We start from the raw sequence: 14,976 nt of genomic DNA on the forward strand, positions 1-14,976 counted from the left end.
GATTTCCTCCTTGCAGGGGCTGGCTTCAACTGCCGGCCTTCCGGCGGGCGTCCTTGATGATCAGTCTGGGCATTTCCATCATTACGGTGGTGTCCGGCGGAATGGATTCGGTCAGCCAGACGCTGCCGCCGACCACCGAACGGGCGCCGATCAACGTATCCCCGCCCAGAACGGTGGCGCCCGAATAGATGATGACATCGTCTTCGATGGTCGGATGCCGTTTTTTCCCGCGCAGCAGTTCTCCCGCATCCTTGGGCAGGCTCAGGGCACCCAGGGTCACTCCCTGGTAGATGCGCACGTTGTTGCCGATTTCGGTGGTTTCGCCGATGACCACCCCGGTGCCGTGATCGATCACAAAGCGTCCTCCGATGGTTGCTCCGGGATGGATGTCGATTCCGGTAATGCTGTGGGCATGCTCGCTCATGATCCGGGGGAGCATGGGGACCTCCAGCTCGTAAAGCCTGTGGGCCACCCGGTGGACGCTGATGGCATAAATGCCCGGATAGCTGAAAATGACTTCGTCATGGCTTTTGGCCGCCGGGTCGCCTTCGAAGGCCGCCCGCACGTCCGAGGCCAGGACCTGGCGGATGTCGGGGATGGCGTTCATCACCTCGAGGGCGATGCTGTGGCCCCGGGACTCGCATCCGCTGCACGATTGATGGTAGCGCAGGCAGTCATGGCGGATGTTGTGGGTGATCAGGTCGGCCAGCAGGTCGAACAGCTTGGACACGGTCTGCCCCAGGCTGTAGCGCAGGTTCACCGGATCAAGCTTTTCCCGGGTAAAATAGCCGGGGAAGAGCAGTTCCCGGAACATGTCGATGATGTCGGCCACAAAGCCTTCGGACGGAATGGGTTCGCTGTCGATGTGGGTGTAGCATGGGCTGTTTTCGCAGTGATCGATAATGCGTTCCGCGATTTCCGGCAGGTTGGACCGCGCCTGCTCGCGGCACTCGACTTCCGACCGGCAAACACCATCGGGAACGGGACTGCTTTCTTTCATCGATAATCTCCACAACTCCAATTGTTGGTCTTCAACCGGGGCGTTACGGTCGAGGGCGGGGGGGATACCTGCGACCTTTGATCTTCCTCCGGTCAAGCTGGTCAAATGGGACGGCCGTTATCAGTTTAGAGTAACCATAAAGAAAAGGTTGTCAAAAGCGGCCCCTTCGGGGCATATGGCAGAAGCGGCGCCCGGCAGGAATTGACAGGACGACGGAATCCCGATTATTTTCAATGCCAGCCGGGTATGGCCTCGACCGGTTCGTAACCCGCCGCTAAACCGATTTGAACCGATAAAGGAAGCACGCCATGACCGGACTGGAAGATCTCAAGATCGCCACCTTAAGCCCTGAGGATCTTGAAACCATTCGAATCCTCGAAAAGAAACTGGGGCCTGCCGTTCGGCTGGTGGCCGTGGAAACCAAAGATGTGCTCTACGCCCTGGAAGCCAAAATGGGCCCCAACCAGTGGCAGCGGGTGGATGAGGTCTACCCTATGATCAGGGACATCAAGGCCTACTATGCCGAGCAGGAAGCCGCCAGGGAAGCCAAGGGGTGGCTCAAAGGGTTTCTGATCAACAACAGCCTCACGCCCAGGCCCAAAAAACGACCCATCCGGATTCGCCAGGTGGTGAATACCGAGTCGGAAAAATAGCCCGGTCCCCGGAAAAAATAACATCTTGCGGCCCAGGCCGGCGTTCTCACGTCTCCGAAATCCTCAACGCAGCGCTGCTACGCCTGCGGTTGCGAAAACGCTGCGGCCTTGGCCTGAACCACAATCTGCCATTTTAAGCCGGGCAAAGAGCCTTGGTGGTTTACTAAATTTGTTGAAGGGCAGATAATGCCTCTTGCTTAGAATCGCCCAATCACTCCAGCGGCACCATCGTGCTTTTATCCACAGGCGTGGACAGCACGATGGCCGTTCGCGTCTGGCCGAAAGGGCTCAACCGGCCCACCACCGCTTCCAGGGCGGGCAGGTCGTCGACGCAAACACGCATGATAAACGAGGCATCGCCGCTGATGTGATGGCAGGAGGTGATCTGGGGCAGGTCGGCGGCCAGGTTTTTTATGGCCGGATAGTGCCTGGCGTCGGTGGTCAGGTGAACGAAGGCGGACACCGACCGGCCGACGGCTGCCGGATCGATACGGGCGTGGTAGCCTTGGATGATTCCCGCCTCCTCCATCTTTTTCACCCGTTCGGCGACCGCCGGCGCAGACAAGCCCACCTTTTCGCCGATGCGGGCCAATGGTATCCGTGCCATTTTCTGCAATTCGGCAAGTATTTTCAATCCGATGCGATCCAGCAATTTTTCAACCTGAAGGTCCATGGCCGGTAATTCCTTGTTTTATTAGGCGGACACCCCCAAAAAACGTTGATTCGCCATGGCATCGTCACTGTCGTTGACGTAGGATGGCCGCCATGGATCTCTCATTTTTTTTCAAAGGGCTGATATTCGGTTTTTCCATTGCCGCCCCGGTCGGGCCCATCGGCATTCTGTGCATCCGCCGCAGCCTGTCCGACGGGTGGCTGGCCGGATTGCTCACCGGTTTAGGTGCGGCCACTGCCGATGCCTGTTACGGCTGCGTGGCCGGTTTCGGGCTGGCCGGCATCAGCGGGTTTCTGGTGGACCAGCAGGTCTGGCTTCAGCTGTTCGGCGGCCTGTTTCTCTGCTGGCTGGGACTGCGCATCTTTCTGTCCGATGCCGATGGCCCGGCGGCGGAGAACATCTCCGGCAATGCCGCCATGGGCTACCTCTCTGCCCTTTTTCTCACCCTCACCAACCCCATGACCATTCTCGCGTTTGCCGCGGTCTTCGCAGGCATGGGGCTCGGGAGCGTGCGTGCCGCACACAGTGCCGTCGGCTGCCTGGTGGCCGGCGTGTTTGCCGGTTCCATGGCCTGGTGGGTGATTCTCTCATCGACGAGCAGCCTGTTCAGCCGCCGCATGAATGCCACGGCCATGCGCTGGATCAACCGCTTTTCCGGGGTGGTGCTGGTCGGTTTCGGCGCCATCGTGGTGATCGGGCGCTTCTAACCACCGAGGACGGGCCCCGCCTCCAGCCCCGACAGGAAACGCCTGCACAGACGGCCCGAAACCCGGTGGGCGTAAACGGTCCCGTCGGGTTCGACGCCCCTGATGACGCCGTCCATCAAAAATGCCGCCAGCAGTTTCGTGCCGATCTCCCTTCGTTCCAGTGCCGGATCGACCCGTTTGCCCATCGGTGCGGGGCGGGGAAGGGCCCCCTCGGTGGACAACAGGTGCTTCATGAAATTGAGCGTCCGACCCAGACGAAGCAGGGTGACCGAATCGGTGCGCGAGGTCCGCTGGTCGACAGGCAGGGCCGTGGCACGCATGCCGTCAAAGGATGCCGGCAGCAGGCCCAATTCCCGACAGCGCCCGTAATCCGTGCTGCCCGGTGCCGGGTAGAACACGGACACCCCGGCCAGCACCCTGCGCCGGGCCAGAAACAACAGGTCGTCCACCGAAACGAGCGGGTCCTGGTCCGGTGCCCCCACGATGATGTACCCCACTGTTGAAAGTCCTTCCCGGCGGGCCCATTCAAGCGCCCGGTCAAAGGCCTTGCGCACGTCAGGGCGGTTAAAACGCACCAGCTGGCCGCGGTCCGCACTTCCCAGGGAAAGATTCAGTGTCCTGAATCCGCTTATTCTCATGACCTTTACCACGGTTTCGGAGAGGGACGGCGGGAACAGGCCGTTCATGGCCCTGAGTTCGGGAAGCGATTGCCCGAAGATCTCACGAATTCCTTCCATCAGCTCAAGAAACCATTTTCGGTCCATGGTGAGGTTTTCATCCTCGAAATCGATAAACCCCACCTGCCGCTTCTCCGACGCCGACCGGATTTCACGCAACACCGCAGACACCGATCGCTTCCTGAACCCCATCCACGAACCCCTTCCGGTGGCACAGTAGCTGCAGGCCAGCGGGCACCCCCTGCCGGCGGTGGTTACGATGCTGTCCCTCCCGGCGCGTTGATAGAACTTGCGCCGGATCAACCCGAAGGCGGGAACGGGCAGCTGGTCCGGGTGCCTTGCCAGGGCAGGTCCGTCCACATGAAGGGAACCGTCGGCTCTTCGGAACACGATCCCGGGCACATCGGCCAGACGTCCACCGGCTTTCAGTGCCCTGGCCAGCAGCGGCAGGCCGGTCTCACCTTCTCCCCGCAAGACAAAATCCACGGCCGGTTCAGCCATCACCGCCGCCGGCAGGGTGGTGGGGTGGTGGCCGCCGAGAACCACTATGCAGTCGGGCAGGCTGGATTTAACCAGGCGCGCCACGGTAAGTGCCATCTCGCTGTAAGCGGTGAATAAAGAGGCGATGCCGACGAGAAAGGCCCCGGAGGCCTTTACCCCGCGGCCGATGTGTTCGAGGCTGTAGCCGTAGTGGCGAAATTGGTGAAACAGGGCAAACGGGCTCCGGTCCGCCCGGCCGTAAAAAGGGGAAAGGTCTCCCATTCCGTCGGGCGGAGATATGACCCGCGACCTGGCGGTGGCCATGGCATCCAGGATCTCCACTGAGAATCCTTTCCGGGAGGCGGCGGCGGCAATGGATGCCAGCCCATAAGGAATGGTCCGCTTGGCGGTAAGGTAGAAATCCGCGATAGGCGGCTGAATCAGAAGAATATCAACCATGACGGTGTGGGGGGATCAGACCCGCCTTCAGGCCATTTGGGAGATCGTGCCGAAAGTGCGAATTTCCGCGGGCAGGTCCTCAGGGCCGATGGCATTTTCAACACCCATGGCAAAGGCCCGCTCGATCACGTTCTGCAGCTGGATCAGGTTGCCCGGCCAGTGGTACCGGAGCAGGATGTTCATGGCCGCCGGCGTCATGCCGTATATCCGTGTCTTGGCTGCCGGGCTGTCAACGTAAAGAAAGTGGTTGATCAGCAGCGGGATATCCTCCTTGCGTTCCCGAAGCGGCGGCAGCTTGATGAACACGGCATTGAAAAGATCCAGCAGGTCTTTTTTAACGCTGCCGCTGGCAATGATTTCCTCAAGGTCCCTGCTGGTTCCGGCAATCAGACGGGGTCGATGCCCGGCGTCGACGTCCGTGTCGGCCAGCAGCGCCGTCATGCGTTTACGCACCGTCGATGAAAGTGACGAGATTTCGTCCAGGTAGAGCGTCCCGCCCCCGACGGATGTCAGCATGTCCGACAGATGCCCGGTGATCTCATCCTCTGTTTGGGTCGCTTTGGTCAGACTGTTGCAGTTTGCCAGAATGAAGGGCATCTCTTTCCGGTCGCTGTGATCGTGTATGGTCCGCGCCGTCAACTCCTTGCCCGTCCCGCTTTCTCCCTGGATCAACACCATGGGACTCTCGATGCTGATGGTGTCGATCACTTCATAAATTTCTCTCATCTTGGGACAGATGCCGATCAATTTGCCATAGTGGTGACGCTCCCGGGCAATCTTCCGGATCAGCTGGGCTTTGTTCTTGATCTTCTTCTCTTCAACGATCCGGTCGATGATCAGTTTGAGGTGGTCCAGCTTGAAGGGTTTTTGCAGGTAGTCGTAGCTGCCGAATTTCATCGCCTGTATGGCCGATTCCATGGACCCGTAGCCGGTGACGATGATCACTTCGGTCTGGGGCCGGTATTTTTTAATGGCCACCAGAAGTTCAAGGCCGTTGAATTCCGGCATCTTGTAGTCGGTGAAGACAATGTCAATCTCTTTTTCCTTCACAATGCCAACCGCTTCGATGCCGTTGTCCACGGTGGTCACATCGTATCCCTTGATCGTCAGGTACTGCTCGACCATGGCCAGAATGTCTCGGTCGTCGTCTACGAAAAGAATTCGGGTGTCAGGCATTGCATTCTCCGAAGATTGAACGGGGCAAAGGATAATCGTTCTTATTCAAGATGTATGTATAGTAAATCTCCTGTAAAAGATCAACCGCTGGCTTCATTGACTTTGCGCCGGGCCGTCTCTATAGTGAACCTACTGGCACCTTACGTTGATGGAGGCATTTTGACTTATCGCGTACTAATGGTCTGCACGGGGAATATCTGCCGCAGTCCCATGGCGGAAGGGCTGCTTCGCCAGATGCTGCCGGAATCCCTGACGCCGTCCGTAGAGATCAGATCGGCAGGGACCCACGGGCTTCACGGCAACCGGGCGGAGCCCTTCGCCATCAGGGCCGCCGCCGCCTACGGGGCCGACATCAGCGGGCACAGGGCCAGGATTCTGGACGCCGCCCTGGTCAGGGGGGCCGATCTGGTGCTGACCATGGAGCAATACCACATCGACAGGATCAATGAACTGCTGTTCCTTCGATGCAAATACGCCGTGATGCTGGGCACCTTTTCGGCGGACCGCGATAACCCGGAAATCGAAGATCCCTATGGGCAGCCATCAGGCGCCTATGAAGCCTGCGCCGATGAACTGGCCGCCTGCATGCCGGCACTCATCGATCATATCCGTCGCCAGGTGGGAACGGGTTCGTCGTGAGTTCGGCCATGAGAACGCCTCGCCAACAGATTATGGACCGGTTGCGCCAGGAATCCATGACGGCGCTGGAACTCTCCCAGGCGCTGCGACTTCCGGAAAAGGATGTATACCGGCATCTGGCCCACGTTCAAAAAACCATTGCCGGCCGGCGAGGAAAACTGACCGTCACCCCCAGCAGCTGCAGGGCCTGCGGCTATACGTTTACGGATCGGCGCCGGCTCACCAGACCGGGGCGCTGTCCCCGCTGCCGGGAGAGCCGCATCGATCACCCGGTTTTCAGGATTGCCCCCTATTAACATTCATCGTCCGCGACATCGGACGTGGAGTCTTGACATGCAACCAACGGCCATTCAGGATCATTTCAGCGGCGAACATGCCATCTGCTACGGCTGCGGCCACGATAACCCCAACGGTCTGCATGTCCGTACCCGGTGGGATGGACAATATGGAACGTTCTCCTTTACTCCGAAGGATTACCATACCGCTTTTCCCGGTGTGGTCTATGGCGGACTGATCGCCAGCCTGTTCGATTGCCATTGCATCGGCACGGCCATCGCTGCCGCCTATGACGCGGAGGGCCGCCAGCCGGGTACGGATCCGGCGATCATGTTCGTGACCGCCAACCTGAATGTGAACTTTCTCCGCCCCACGCCCATGGACCGTCTGCTGATGTTAAAGGCTCACATCGTCGAGACTGCGGGCAGGAAGGCCATTGTGTCGTGCACGCTGGCGGCAGACGACACGGAGTGTGCCAATGCCCGGGTTGTGGGGGTCCGGGTGACCTGAACCGTCACGGGCGGGTGAGAGGATCCGGTCCGGTTCGTGACGGTCCGTGAGAAAATGGCGCTGCCGGCCAACCTGTTGAGGAAATAATCGCACCATGGCGCAGGATCCCCTCGAGCATCTTTTTTTTATCACGGGCACCACCCGAGGCCTCGGCAAGGCGCTGGCGTCATCGGCATTGCATCTGCCGAACAGTTTTGTGGTCAGCCTTTCCCGGGCAGCCCCGTTTCTCTGGAACAACCATCAGAATATTTGCATTGATTTGAACGATGCCGGCGGCATCGGGCCGGCATTTAAGGGCATTCACCTGGCCGGGCAGCGCACCGGCCGGCTGAGACATACCGTCCTGATCAACAATGCGGGAGTCCTCGAACCCATTGCTCCCATCGGTGACTGTGATGACGCCCTGCTGGCCCGGAACATCCAGGTCAACCTGATCGCTCCGCTGATTCTCTCCCGGCATTTTTTTCACTTCAGCCGATCGCTTCCCGGTCGCAAGTGGATTGTCAACATCACCTCGGGGGCCAGCCGTTCGCCTTATTACGGCTGGTCGGCATACGGGGCCGGCAAGGCCGGTCTGGACATGGCCACCCGTGCCATGGCCCTGGAGTTTTCCAGCATCGACCCGGCCTTCGCTGCCTGTGCCGTGGCGCCGGGAACCGTGGACACGGCCATGCAGGAAAAGATCCGTGCCTGCTCGTCCGGGCAGTTTGAGCAGGTGGACAAGTTTCTCAGGCTGAAAGCCAGGGGCGGCCTGGCCTCGCCCGGGCGCGTGGCAGCGACCCTGGTCCGCTTATTGGTGGACGGGCGGTTTACCAACGGCGGACGATACGATTTGAGAAAAATGGAGTAAATATGGCCACCGGTGCCTGCGGCATCAATTGTGACGTCTGCCAGCTCAGCCTGCTGGGGCAGTGCACTTCCTGCGGACCGGGCCGAAGTGACCTGGCCGCTCGAAAAAGTGCCGCCCAGAAACGCAGCTTCGGTCATCCGTGCGCCATATTGGAATGCGCCCGCCTGAACCATATCGACTATTGCCCCAGAGACTGCCCGTCCTTTCCCTGCGACAACTTCAGTGAGTCGGCCTATCCCTATGGGGACGGCTTTCTGAATATGCAGCGCCGCCGCCGCAGCCAGGGGCCGCCGGCAGTTGATCCGTCGGGTCGGCCAATCGTGGTTTCCGATGCCCTGTGGGAGACCTTGCGCCAACGGGATATGGACCAGGTGGCGAACTTCACTTTGATGGACATCGACCCCGATTCGGGTCACCTGCGGTTCCAGTTTTTCAACCGGGAGATTCGGGTGGATATAGATGATCGATGCCTCGAGGAAAAAAGGGCCCGGGGCTGGGAAACGGTGACCGTTCCGCTGTTGGAGCTGGCGTTGCTGGACTACCTGTCCCGCGTGGAATGCCTTTATCCTGTCGGCCGGGAGATGGTGGGCATCGAAGACCTGGCGGATGCCCGATATTTCAGCGGCCGCAACCGTCTCAAAAAAGCGTCCCTGCTGGCGCGTTACGGCGACAACCCCAATGGGTTCGCCGCTGCAGGAAAATACCTGTGCGGGCGGCCGGAGAAAATGGGCGATGCCGCATTCCGGCTCAACCCCTTTCCACGGGTTCCCCTGTACTATCTGCTGTGGCTGGGAAACGGGGAATTTCCACCCCGCGTCTCGATCCTCCTCGACCGCTCCATCGAGCGGGCACTTTCCTCGCCGGCCATCTGGAGCCTGGTGACGCTCTGCACCTATTACCTGCTCAAGGCACCGGGAGACTGAACATGTGCTGAACCGGCGGCTGCCGGAATGCTGCCCCGGCAACGAATCCCCGGTTTCATCGATCAGATGGTCAAGGTTTCCCCCACCCGGGGCACCACTGCGTTGAATCCTTCGGTTTTCAGGTGTTGGGAAAAAGCCAGGCTCTGGTCTTCCTCGCCGTGGACCACGGCAATCCGCTTGACGTTCAGGTTGGATTCCTTCAGGAACCGGACCATCTCGTTGCGGTCCCCATGGGCGGAAAACCCGCCGATTTTAACCACCCGCGCCTCCAGCGGGTACTCCTTGTTGAAGATCCTGACGATGGGTGCCTCCCCCTTGCGGCCCGATTCGTCGTAGGCGGTTCCCTGCTCCAGGATACGCCGCCCCAGCGTATGGTTGGCCATATACCCCACGATGAGAATGGTATTTTTGGGATTGTGGATCTTGTAGCGCAGGTGGTGCAGGATGCGACCGGCCTCGCACATGCCCGAGGCGGAAATGACGATGTGGGGCTTTTCCTCGCGCATGAGCGCCATGGAGGCTTCGACACTTGCGGTGAACTGCACCTGCCGGAAGGCGAAGGGGTTTTTGCCCTGCTGCAGGAAGATCTCGTGGGTCTCCGCGTCGTAGACTTCCGGATGTTCGCCGAACACCTTGGTGATATTGGTGGCCAGGGGACTGTCAACGTATACCGGCATGGCCGGCACCTCACCGGCGTCGTAAAGTTCGTGGATCACGTAGAGCAGTTCCTGGGTCCGGCCATAGGCGAAGGAGGGGATCAGCACGGTGCCGCCCTGGTCGAAGGTTTCGTTGAGCACCTTTTTCAATCGGGGACGCAGGTCGATCACCGGTTCGTGGTCCCGGTTCCCATAGGTGCTTTCCATGATCATCAGATCCACATCGCTGCCGAGTCCGTTGAAATGACTGGCCGGGTCCCGCAGTATGGGCTTGTCGTAGCGACCGATGTCACCGGTGAAGCAGACGGTGCGGGACCGGCCGTTGTCGTCGCAGCGGATCATGGATATGGCCGATCCCAGAATATGACCGGCTTCGAAGAGGGTGCAGGTGATGTTGTTGCCGATGGTGACCGGCGTGCGGTAGGGGATGCCTTCGAAAGCCTTGAGGGCCCGGTCTGCATCCGCCGTGGTGTATAAGGGCTCGACCCCCTCCAGGTGGAACTTTTTGATATAGTCGTTGATTACCTCGGCGTTGAGCCCGTGCTTGTTTTTTTTCAGCAGCCGCTTGATCTCCTGAAGCTCGCGCTTGCTGGTTTTGCCGGCCTCGCCGGGCCGCATCTGGGACAGGGCCGAACGGACGGTTTTGTAGTTGAGGTATTCGGCGTCGCTCTCCTGGATGTGGGCCGAGTCGGGGAGCAGGTAGCCGCAGGCATCGGCGGTGGCCCGGGTGCAGTATATCCTGCCGTTGAACCCGTTTCTGGTGATCAGGGGAATACGGCCGGAGTGGTCGATGTGGGCGTGGGAGAGCACCATGTTGGTGAGAATTCCCGGATCGAAGGGCAGGACCCGGTTCTTTTCGGCGGCGGTTTTTCGTCGTCCCTGATACATGCCGCAATCCAGCAGGATCCGGTCCTGCTCGGTGCTCAACAGGTGCATGGAACCGGTCACTTCCCTTACCGCTCCGTAAAACGTGATGTGCATGCCAGCACTCCTTTTTTCTTTGTTTTAGGTGGTTGAATGATCAGCAGATCACCGTCATGGGTCAGGATGCCGAGCATGATGGCGCACACCAGACGGTCGATGTCGACGGAATAGTGCTGTCCGTCCGCCATGGGGTTGGAAAGAAACGGATCGGCGACCAGGGCGCGGCGGGTGTCGCGATTGTAACCGGCCAGGACGACGAAGTGACCGACGGATTCGCCGCGGACATCATCATAAACCACCTGATCGTCCACATCGTATTCCCGTGGCGTGTTATACAGATAGGTGGCACTCAGGCCGGTCATGATCGGGATTCCGCGTTTGAGATAGTGCCGGATCAAGGCAACCGTCAGCACCTTGAATTTCAGTCGGCCGCCAAGCTGAAGATAGTCCAGATAGGCGTCGGTCAGGCGATCGATTTCCGGCAGGTCCGGTTTGAGGGTGCGCTGCCGGCGGAGCTTCCCGGCGATATCGCCCGGGGCCGCATCAGCCCAGGTCGGATCGAAGATCTGCAGGTTGTATGGAAAAATGGTGGTCCGGTACCCGCGGCGCAGGGCGTGGTTGGCCAGATAGACCGACAGGGTGCCGCCGCCGTCCAGCGTGGGCACGTCGGCAATGATCGATGCCAGGCCGATTGGGTCGTCAAAATACCGATAGACGGCATGCAGGCAGGTTGGACCGCAGGTGGTGTTGTCCGGCTGGGGGCCGATATCGAAAGGGAAAGAGGTGGTCACGGGTCGCCGTTCATATGAAATTACCGTTTCCGGTGTTTCTCAAGATGCCATTTGTGTATGCATGGTCGCTAAATGGTAATAACACACGGCAGCGGTTTTATGAAGGTCTGTCTGAGGCTGTATGTATAGGCCCCCTGGGTGGGAATCATGAGGATGTCCCCGGGCTGGATATCCGTACCGAAATAGGTATAGCCCCACACGTCATGCGGGGTGCACAGGGAGCCGAGGATGTGGCAGGGCTTTTCCTCCAGCGACGGGCGGGTCAGGTTGAGCACCGGGAAGTAGTCGGTCTCGAACCGTTCCCAGCCGATGGTGTTGGTGCCGGCATCGGTGATCACCAGGTCCGGTGCTTTTTTATCGACCACCGAGAGCAGCAGGTGGACGGCATCGTTGCATATCCAGCGCCCCGGCTCCAGGCAGATCCGGCAGGCAGCGATCGACAGCAGGTGCGTTCGGACCGCATCGCCCAGCGCTTCGGCAAAGCCGTCGATGGACGTTGCCGGCAGATGATAATGGACGTCGTGCCCTTCGGTGGGCCGGCCCAATGCCTGGCGGCGCTTTCCCTGATCCGTTCCTGCCGCCTGAAGCCACTCGCCCTGTTCCGGCCAGTATCCCCCGCCGATATCGATAAATTCAATCTGCGCGCGCGCCGCCGCCGGCATTGCGGCCAGCGCGCTTCCCAGTTTGCCGATAAACGCAATCTGGGGCGCCGGCGAAAGGTTCCAGCTGCTGTGAAACTGCAATCCGCAAAGGGCCACCCGGGAATGCCGCCGGGCGGCGTCCATAAATGCCGGCAGATCGTGCAGGGGAATCCCGAACTTGCGCCACAGGCCGGTGGGGTTGACGGTCAACCGCACCCCGCAGCGGATGGTGGTCTTCATCGAAGCGGCCAGGGGCGCCAGCCGTTCCAGTTCGCCGAAGCTGTCCAGCAGCAGCACCACCCGGTCGGCGTGGGCTACCGCCAGGCACAATTCCGCGCCGGTTTTTCCCGGGCCGCTGAAAACGATGTCCTGCGCGCCCAGGGAAAGGGCCATCTCCAGTTCCTGCCCGCTGGACACGTCCAGGCCGAAGCCTTCTTCGATCAGTATCCCGGCCATCCGGGGGTGGTTGTTGCTTTTTACCGCGAAATAAAAGCCCACCTCGGGCAGGCGCTGTTGGAAGGCGCGCTTCATCCGTGCCGCGCTGGCCCGCAATACCGCCGATTCCTGGAGATAAATCGGGGCCGGGTGCTTTTCAAGGATCTTCAGATACCGGTCGCCCCGGTCAAAATACGTGCGCACGAAGGCCTGCAGCCGTTCCGGGGCCAGCAGCGGATCCGGTGAGCGTTCATCCGGATTCATCGGCATCAGGCCACCTTGACGGTCAACTTGTCGCCCAGCATATGGCATTGGGCGGCAATATCGGTGTGGGGGTCAGGCTCAAAGATGACATGGCCCAGCAACCAGGCATCGTAGTCCTGTGGGGGGCGTTGGATGCGATGGCCGGGTTTGCGGATCAGGTGGATTTCCCGCACACGCGGATCCTTTCCCAGATCGCGGGTGTCGATACCCACCAGCTCGCCCTCCTTTTCGGCATGCAGCCGCAGCCCCACCATCGGTGGATGCACCGGCAGGGGGCGCACGCCGAGCGGCTGCCGCCGGGCAAAATCGAGCATCAGCTGCAGGGTGTCCAGGCGGTAGCATCGGCGCACCAGCGACGGCAGGCAGTCCCCGCCGGGCCGGGGGGCCAGCTCCAGAAGGACCATCCTTTTGTCCTTTACGATAAAGTCCAGCATGCAGACGGCCCGCTCCAGCCCCAGGGCCCGGGCGCTTTGGTACAGGGTCCGTTCGAATTGGCCCGGATCGATCGCTTCGGGCCAGGTGCCCGGCAGGACGTAGGCCTTGGCCGTTCCGAAAGGATCCTGTGGGAAGCCTATCTTATGGGCCAGACGGATCGGTGTTACCCGGTCGTCCTGCAGCACGAAATCACAGCTGTATTCTTCACCGCCGACGAACGTCTCTGCGATAATGGCGGGGGCGCCCCCCGCCAGGGGCTGGTACAGGCGGTGATCCCGGCGGCGCGCCAGCCCCTGCACGATGCGCCGGTAATGGCGGTCACAATCGTCCTGGCTGTCGCACCTGAAAATCAGCTCGCTGCCGCTGCCGCTCAGGGGTTTCAATACACAGGGCCCATCCGTTTGCCGGAAAAAATCGATGGCGTCATCCGCTGAGTCGATCCTGCGAACGTCGGGCGTATCCAGGCCATGTTTCCGCCACAGGACTCTGGACCGGTTCTTGTCGCGGCAGTTGTCGACCGCCTGCACACCGGGGTAGGGCAGGGTGAACACGCGGGCCAGTCGGGCGGCCAGGGCCATGGACTCGCAGTCATAACAGGCGATGCCGTCCAGCGCCATGTGCCATTTTTGAAGGTGGCCGGCCAGGGCGTCGCGAACATGGTGCGCATCGGCCAGGTCGCACAGGAGCTCTTCCTCGGCGGAGGGCGCCGGTTCATCCGCCTCACGCCGTATGGCCGGATCGGTCAGGAACAGGACCTGACCCGGACGGCACCTCCGAAGCCACTGGATGTAATCGGCTGTGGTGCCGACAACCAGGACCCGCCGGTCAGCAGGCGGCACAGATTTGCTGCGATGCATAAGCCGGTTCACCCGCGCCGTCGATGCTGACGAGCTTCGACATCTGGTAAAGCGGACGGGGGGTCAGGTGGAAGCGGTTCTTCCAGTTGAATTCACCACAAAGGAAATCCACCTCGCGCATCTGCCGGCGGCAGGCCCATTCCAGGTGGTGGAAATTGATCAGCTTGGCAACCCCGGGAAAACCCTTGCCGGTTCCTCCCGCCACTACCGTATAGATACCGTTCCAGACCGCGCCGATATCCACCGCGGCAATTTCTCCGCCGACCAGCACCGTGGTCACCCGCAGCAGCTGATGCCGGCTGAGCCATACGACCATGTCTTCGAACGCACCCAGAAAACGTGGGTCGCTGAAATAGGAGTCGTCACCGAAACCGTCCAGGTTCAGGCGGAACAACCGGTCGACGTCGGACAACGTATCGTAGCGAAAGGATACGCCCCGCCTGTTGAGCCGGTCGATCTCACAGCGGAACTTTTTCCGGGTTTTTCCTGAAAACTGACCCAGATAGCGGGTGAAATCGTAGTCATACTGAGGCGGCCGAAACAGGTACCCCACCTCGTCCATGGTGACCGATGCATTCTCCGGCAGATACCCGTCGGGGTGCAGATAGCGGATCCGGGCCACATCGGGAACTGCCTCCCACAGGGCCTGGAACGATTCTTCATCCGCGGCGAGGATGCGGTTTTGCTCCAGCCAGGTTTTACCGTGCCACAATTCGCCCGGAAAATGCCCGTAGTAATGCCCTTCATCGATCCAGCTCAGGGCCAGCATCCCGCAGAATTGACCTTTTCTCCTGGCGACAAGCACATGCGGCGCATGCTGGAACCGTTTCTGGAAACAGGCCCTCACCGGCCACAGGTCAAACAGACACCGTCGGGGCCAGTGCCGCTGCCACAGTCGATGGATTTCTCCCAAATCGGTACAGACGCTGACGTCAATCATGGCGCGTGCT

General features: G+C 60.4%; 16 protein-coding genes. 7 read left to right on the forward strand and 9 right to left on the reverse strand.

Annotated features, from left to right (window positions below; genetic code table 11):
- Positions 1-25: 25 nt before the first annotated feature.
- Positions 26-1,000 (reverse strand): serine O-acetyltransferase EpsC, encoded by a 975-nt coding sequence (epsC, locus tag DSCA_RS28895; RefSeq protein WP_155319740.1) that lies wholly within the window; start codon positions 998-1,000, stop codon positions 26-28.
- 308 nt (positions 1,001-1,308) lie between these two features.
- Here epsC and DSCA_RS28900 point away from each other — a divergent pair, with 308 nt between their 5' ends.
- Entirely contained in the window at positions 1,309-1,653 is a 345-nt protein-coding gene (locus DSCA_RS28900; protein ID WP_155319741.1) for a hypothetical protein, read from the forward strand.
- Positions 1,654-1,864: 211 nt separating this feature from the next.
- Here DSCA_RS28900 and DSCA_RS28905 read toward each other — a convergent pair whose 3' ends face one another.
- Positions 1,865-2,326 carry an Lrp/AsnC family transcriptional regulator gene (locus tag DSCA_RS28905; protein WP_155319742.1) on the reverse strand — a complete coding sequence of 154 codons (462 nt, stop codon included), beginning with the start codon at positions 2,324-2,326 and terminating at the stop codon, positions 1,865-1,867.
- 92 nt (positions 2,327-2,418) lie between these two features.
- Between DSCA_RS28905 and DSCA_RS28910 the strand changes: the two genes are divergently transcribed.
- Positions 2,419-3,033, forward strand: coding sequence for a LysE family translocator (locus DSCA_RS28910; RefSeq protein WP_155319743.1), 615 nt, complete (start codon positions 2,419-2,421; stop codon positions 3,031-3,033).
- Here the strand turns inward: DSCA_RS28910 and DSCA_RS28915 are convergent.
- Positions 3,030-4,649 carry a B12-binding domain-containing radical SAM protein gene (locus tag DSCA_RS28915; RefSeq protein WP_155319744.1) on the reverse strand — a complete coding sequence of 540 codons (1,620 nt, stop codon included), beginning with the start codon at positions 4,647-4,649 and terminating at the stop codon, positions 3,030-3,032. The genes DSCA_RS28910 and DSCA_RS28915 overlap by 4 nt on opposite strands.
- 27 nt (positions 4,650-4,676) lie before the next feature.
- Complete coding sequence (locus DSCA_RS28920; protein WP_155319745.1) at positions 4,677-5,825, reverse strand: sigma-54-dependent transcriptional regulator; 1,149 nt, start codon at positions 5,823-5,825, stop codon at positions 4,677-4,679.
- Between the two features lie 159 nt (positions 5,826-5,984).
- Here DSCA_RS28920 and DSCA_RS28925 point away from each other — a divergent pair, with 159 nt between their 5' ends.
- From DSCA_RS28925 to DSCA_RS28945, 5 genes are all read left to right on the forward strand, one after another.
- Positions 5,985-6,464 carry a low molecular weight protein-tyrosine-phosphatase gene (locus DSCA_RS28925; RefSeq protein WP_167528000.1) on the forward strand — a complete coding sequence of 160 codons (480 nt, stop codon included), beginning with the start codon at positions 5,985-5,987 and terminating at the stop codon, positions 6,462-6,464.
- 8 nt (positions 6,465-6,472) lie between these two features.
- Positions 6,473-6,760 carry a transcriptional regulator gene (locus DSCA_RS28930; RefSeq protein ID WP_155319747.1) on the forward strand — a complete coding sequence of 96 codons (288 nt, stop codon included), beginning with the start codon at positions 6,473-6,475 and terminating at the stop codon, positions 6,758-6,760.
- Positions 6,761-6,797: 37 nt separating this feature from the next.
- Positions 6,798-7,250, forward strand: coding sequence for a PaaI family thioesterase (locus DSCA_RS28935; protein ID WP_155319748.1), 453 nt, complete (start codon positions 6,798-6,800; stop codon positions 7,248-7,250).
- 94 nt (positions 7,251-7,344) lie between these two features.
- Entirely contained in the window at positions 7,345-8,100 is a 756-nt protein-coding gene (locus DSCA_RS28940; RefSeq protein WP_155319749.1) for an SDR family NAD(P)-dependent oxidoreductase, read from the forward strand.
- Between the two features lie 2 nt (positions 8,101-8,102).
- Positions 8,103-9,023, forward strand: coding sequence for a DUF3786 domain-containing protein (locus DSCA_RS28945; RefSeq protein ID WP_155319750.1), 921 nt, complete (start codon positions 8,103-8,105; stop codon positions 9,021-9,023).
- A gap of 62 nt (positions 9,024-9,085) precedes the next feature.
- On the opposite strand, the gene DSCA_RS28950 is transcribed toward DSCA_RS28945, so the two are convergent.
- From DSCA_RS28950 to DSCA_RS28970, 5 genes are all read right to left on the reverse strand, one after another.
- Entirely contained in the window at positions 9,086-10,660 is a 1,575-nt protein-coding gene (locus tag DSCA_RS28950; RefSeq protein ID WP_155319751.1) for an MBL fold metallo-hydrolase RNA specificity domain-containing protein, read from the reverse strand.
- Positions 10,633-11,394, reverse strand: a complete 762-nt coding sequence (locus tag DSCA_RS28955) for a hypothetical protein (protein WP_155319752.1) — start codon at positions 11,392-11,394, stop codon at positions 10,633-10,635. Before DSCA_RS28955 ends, DSCA_RS28950 begins: the two co-directional genes overlap by 28 nt.
- Before the next feature lie 68 nt (positions 11,395-11,462).
- Positions 11,463-12,740 (reverse strand): diaminopimelate decarboxylase family protein, encoded by a 1,278-nt coding sequence (locus DSCA_RS28960; protein WP_231716311.1) that lies wholly within the window; start codon positions 12,738-12,740, stop codon positions 11,463-11,465.
- The gene (locus tag DSCA_RS28965) at positions 12,740-14,026 is read right to left on the reverse strand and encodes an ATP-grasp domain-containing protein (RefSeq protein ID WP_155319753.1); all 1,287 of its coding nucleotides are present in this window, start codon (positions 14,024-14,026) and stop codon (positions 12,740-12,742) included. The genes DSCA_RS28960 and DSCA_RS28965 overlap by 1 nt, the downstream gene beginning before the upstream one ends.
- Positions 13,995-14,966 (reverse strand): GNAT family N-acetyltransferase, encoded by a 972-nt coding sequence (locus DSCA_RS28970; protein ID WP_155319754.1) that lies wholly within the window; start codon positions 14,964-14,966, stop codon positions 13,995-13,997. The genes DSCA_RS28965 and DSCA_RS28970 overlap by 32 nt, the downstream gene beginning before the upstream one ends.
- Between the last annotated feature and the right edge of the window lie 10 nt (positions 14,967-14,976).

The organism is Desulfosarcina alkanivorans (assembly GCF_009688945.1).
GTDB lineage: Bacteria > Desulfobacterota > Desulfobacteria > Desulfobacterales > Desulfosarcinaceae > Desulfosarcina > Desulfosarcina alkanivorans.

Excerpts from the sequence above, each read along its gene's own strand:
- DSCA_RS28900 (WP_155319741.1), top strand. The coding sequence starts at position 1,309 with ATGACCGGACTGGAAGATCTCAAGATCGCCACCTTAAGCCCTGAGGAT.
- epsC (WP_155319740.1), bottom strand. The coding sequence starts at position 1,000 with ATGAAAGAAAGCAGTCCCGTTCCCGATGGTGTTTGCCGGTCGGAAGTC.
- DSCA_RS28945 (WP_155319750.1), top strand. The coding sequence starts at position 8,103 with ATGGCCACCGGTGCCTGCGGCATCAATTGTGACGTCTGCCAGCTCAGC.
- DSCA_RS28910 (WP_155319743.1), top strand. The coding sequence starts at position 2,419 with ATGGATCTCTCATTTTTTTTCAAAGGGCTGATATTCGGTTTTTCCATT.
- DSCA_RS28940 (WP_155319749.1), top strand. The coding sequence starts at position 7,345 with ATGGCGCAGGATCCCCTCGAGCATCTTTTTTTTATCACGGGCACCACC.
- DSCA_RS28960 (WP_231716311.1), bottom strand. The coding sequence starts at position 12,740 with ATGCCGATGAATCCGGATGAACGCTCACCGGATCCGCTGCTGGCCCCG.
- DSCA_RS28905 (WP_155319742.1), bottom strand. The coding sequence starts at position 2,326 with ATGGACCTTCAGGTTGAAAAATTGCTGGATCGCATCGGATTGAAAATA.
- DSCA_RS28965 (WP_155319753.1), bottom strand. The coding sequence starts at position 14,026 with ATGCATCGCAGCAAATCTGTGCCGCCTGCTGACCGGCGGGTCCTGGTT.
- DSCA_RS28950 (WP_155319751.1), bottom strand. The coding sequence starts at position 10,660 with ATGCACATCACGTTTTACGGAGCGGTAAGGGAAGTGACCGGTTCCATG.
- DSCA_RS28930 (WP_155319747.1), top strand. The coding sequence starts at position 6,473 with ATGAGAACGCCTCGCCAACAGATTATGGACCGGTTGCGCCAGGAATCC.
- DSCA_RS28935 (WP_155319748.1), top strand. The coding sequence starts at position 6,798 with ATGCAACCAACGGCCATTCAGGATCATTTCAGCGGCGAACATGCCATC.
- DSCA_RS28920 (WP_155319745.1), bottom strand. The coding sequence starts at position 5,825 with ATGCCTGACACCCGAATTCTTTTCGTAGACGACGACCGAGACATTCTG.
- DSCA_RS28915 (WP_155319744.1), bottom strand. The coding sequence starts at position 4,649 with ATGGTTGATATTCTTCTGATTCAGCCGCCTATCGCGGATTTCTACCTT.
- DSCA_RS28970 (WP_155319754.1), bottom strand. The coding sequence starts at position 14,966 with ATGATTGACGTCAGCGTCTGTACCGATTTGGGAGAAATCCATCGACTG.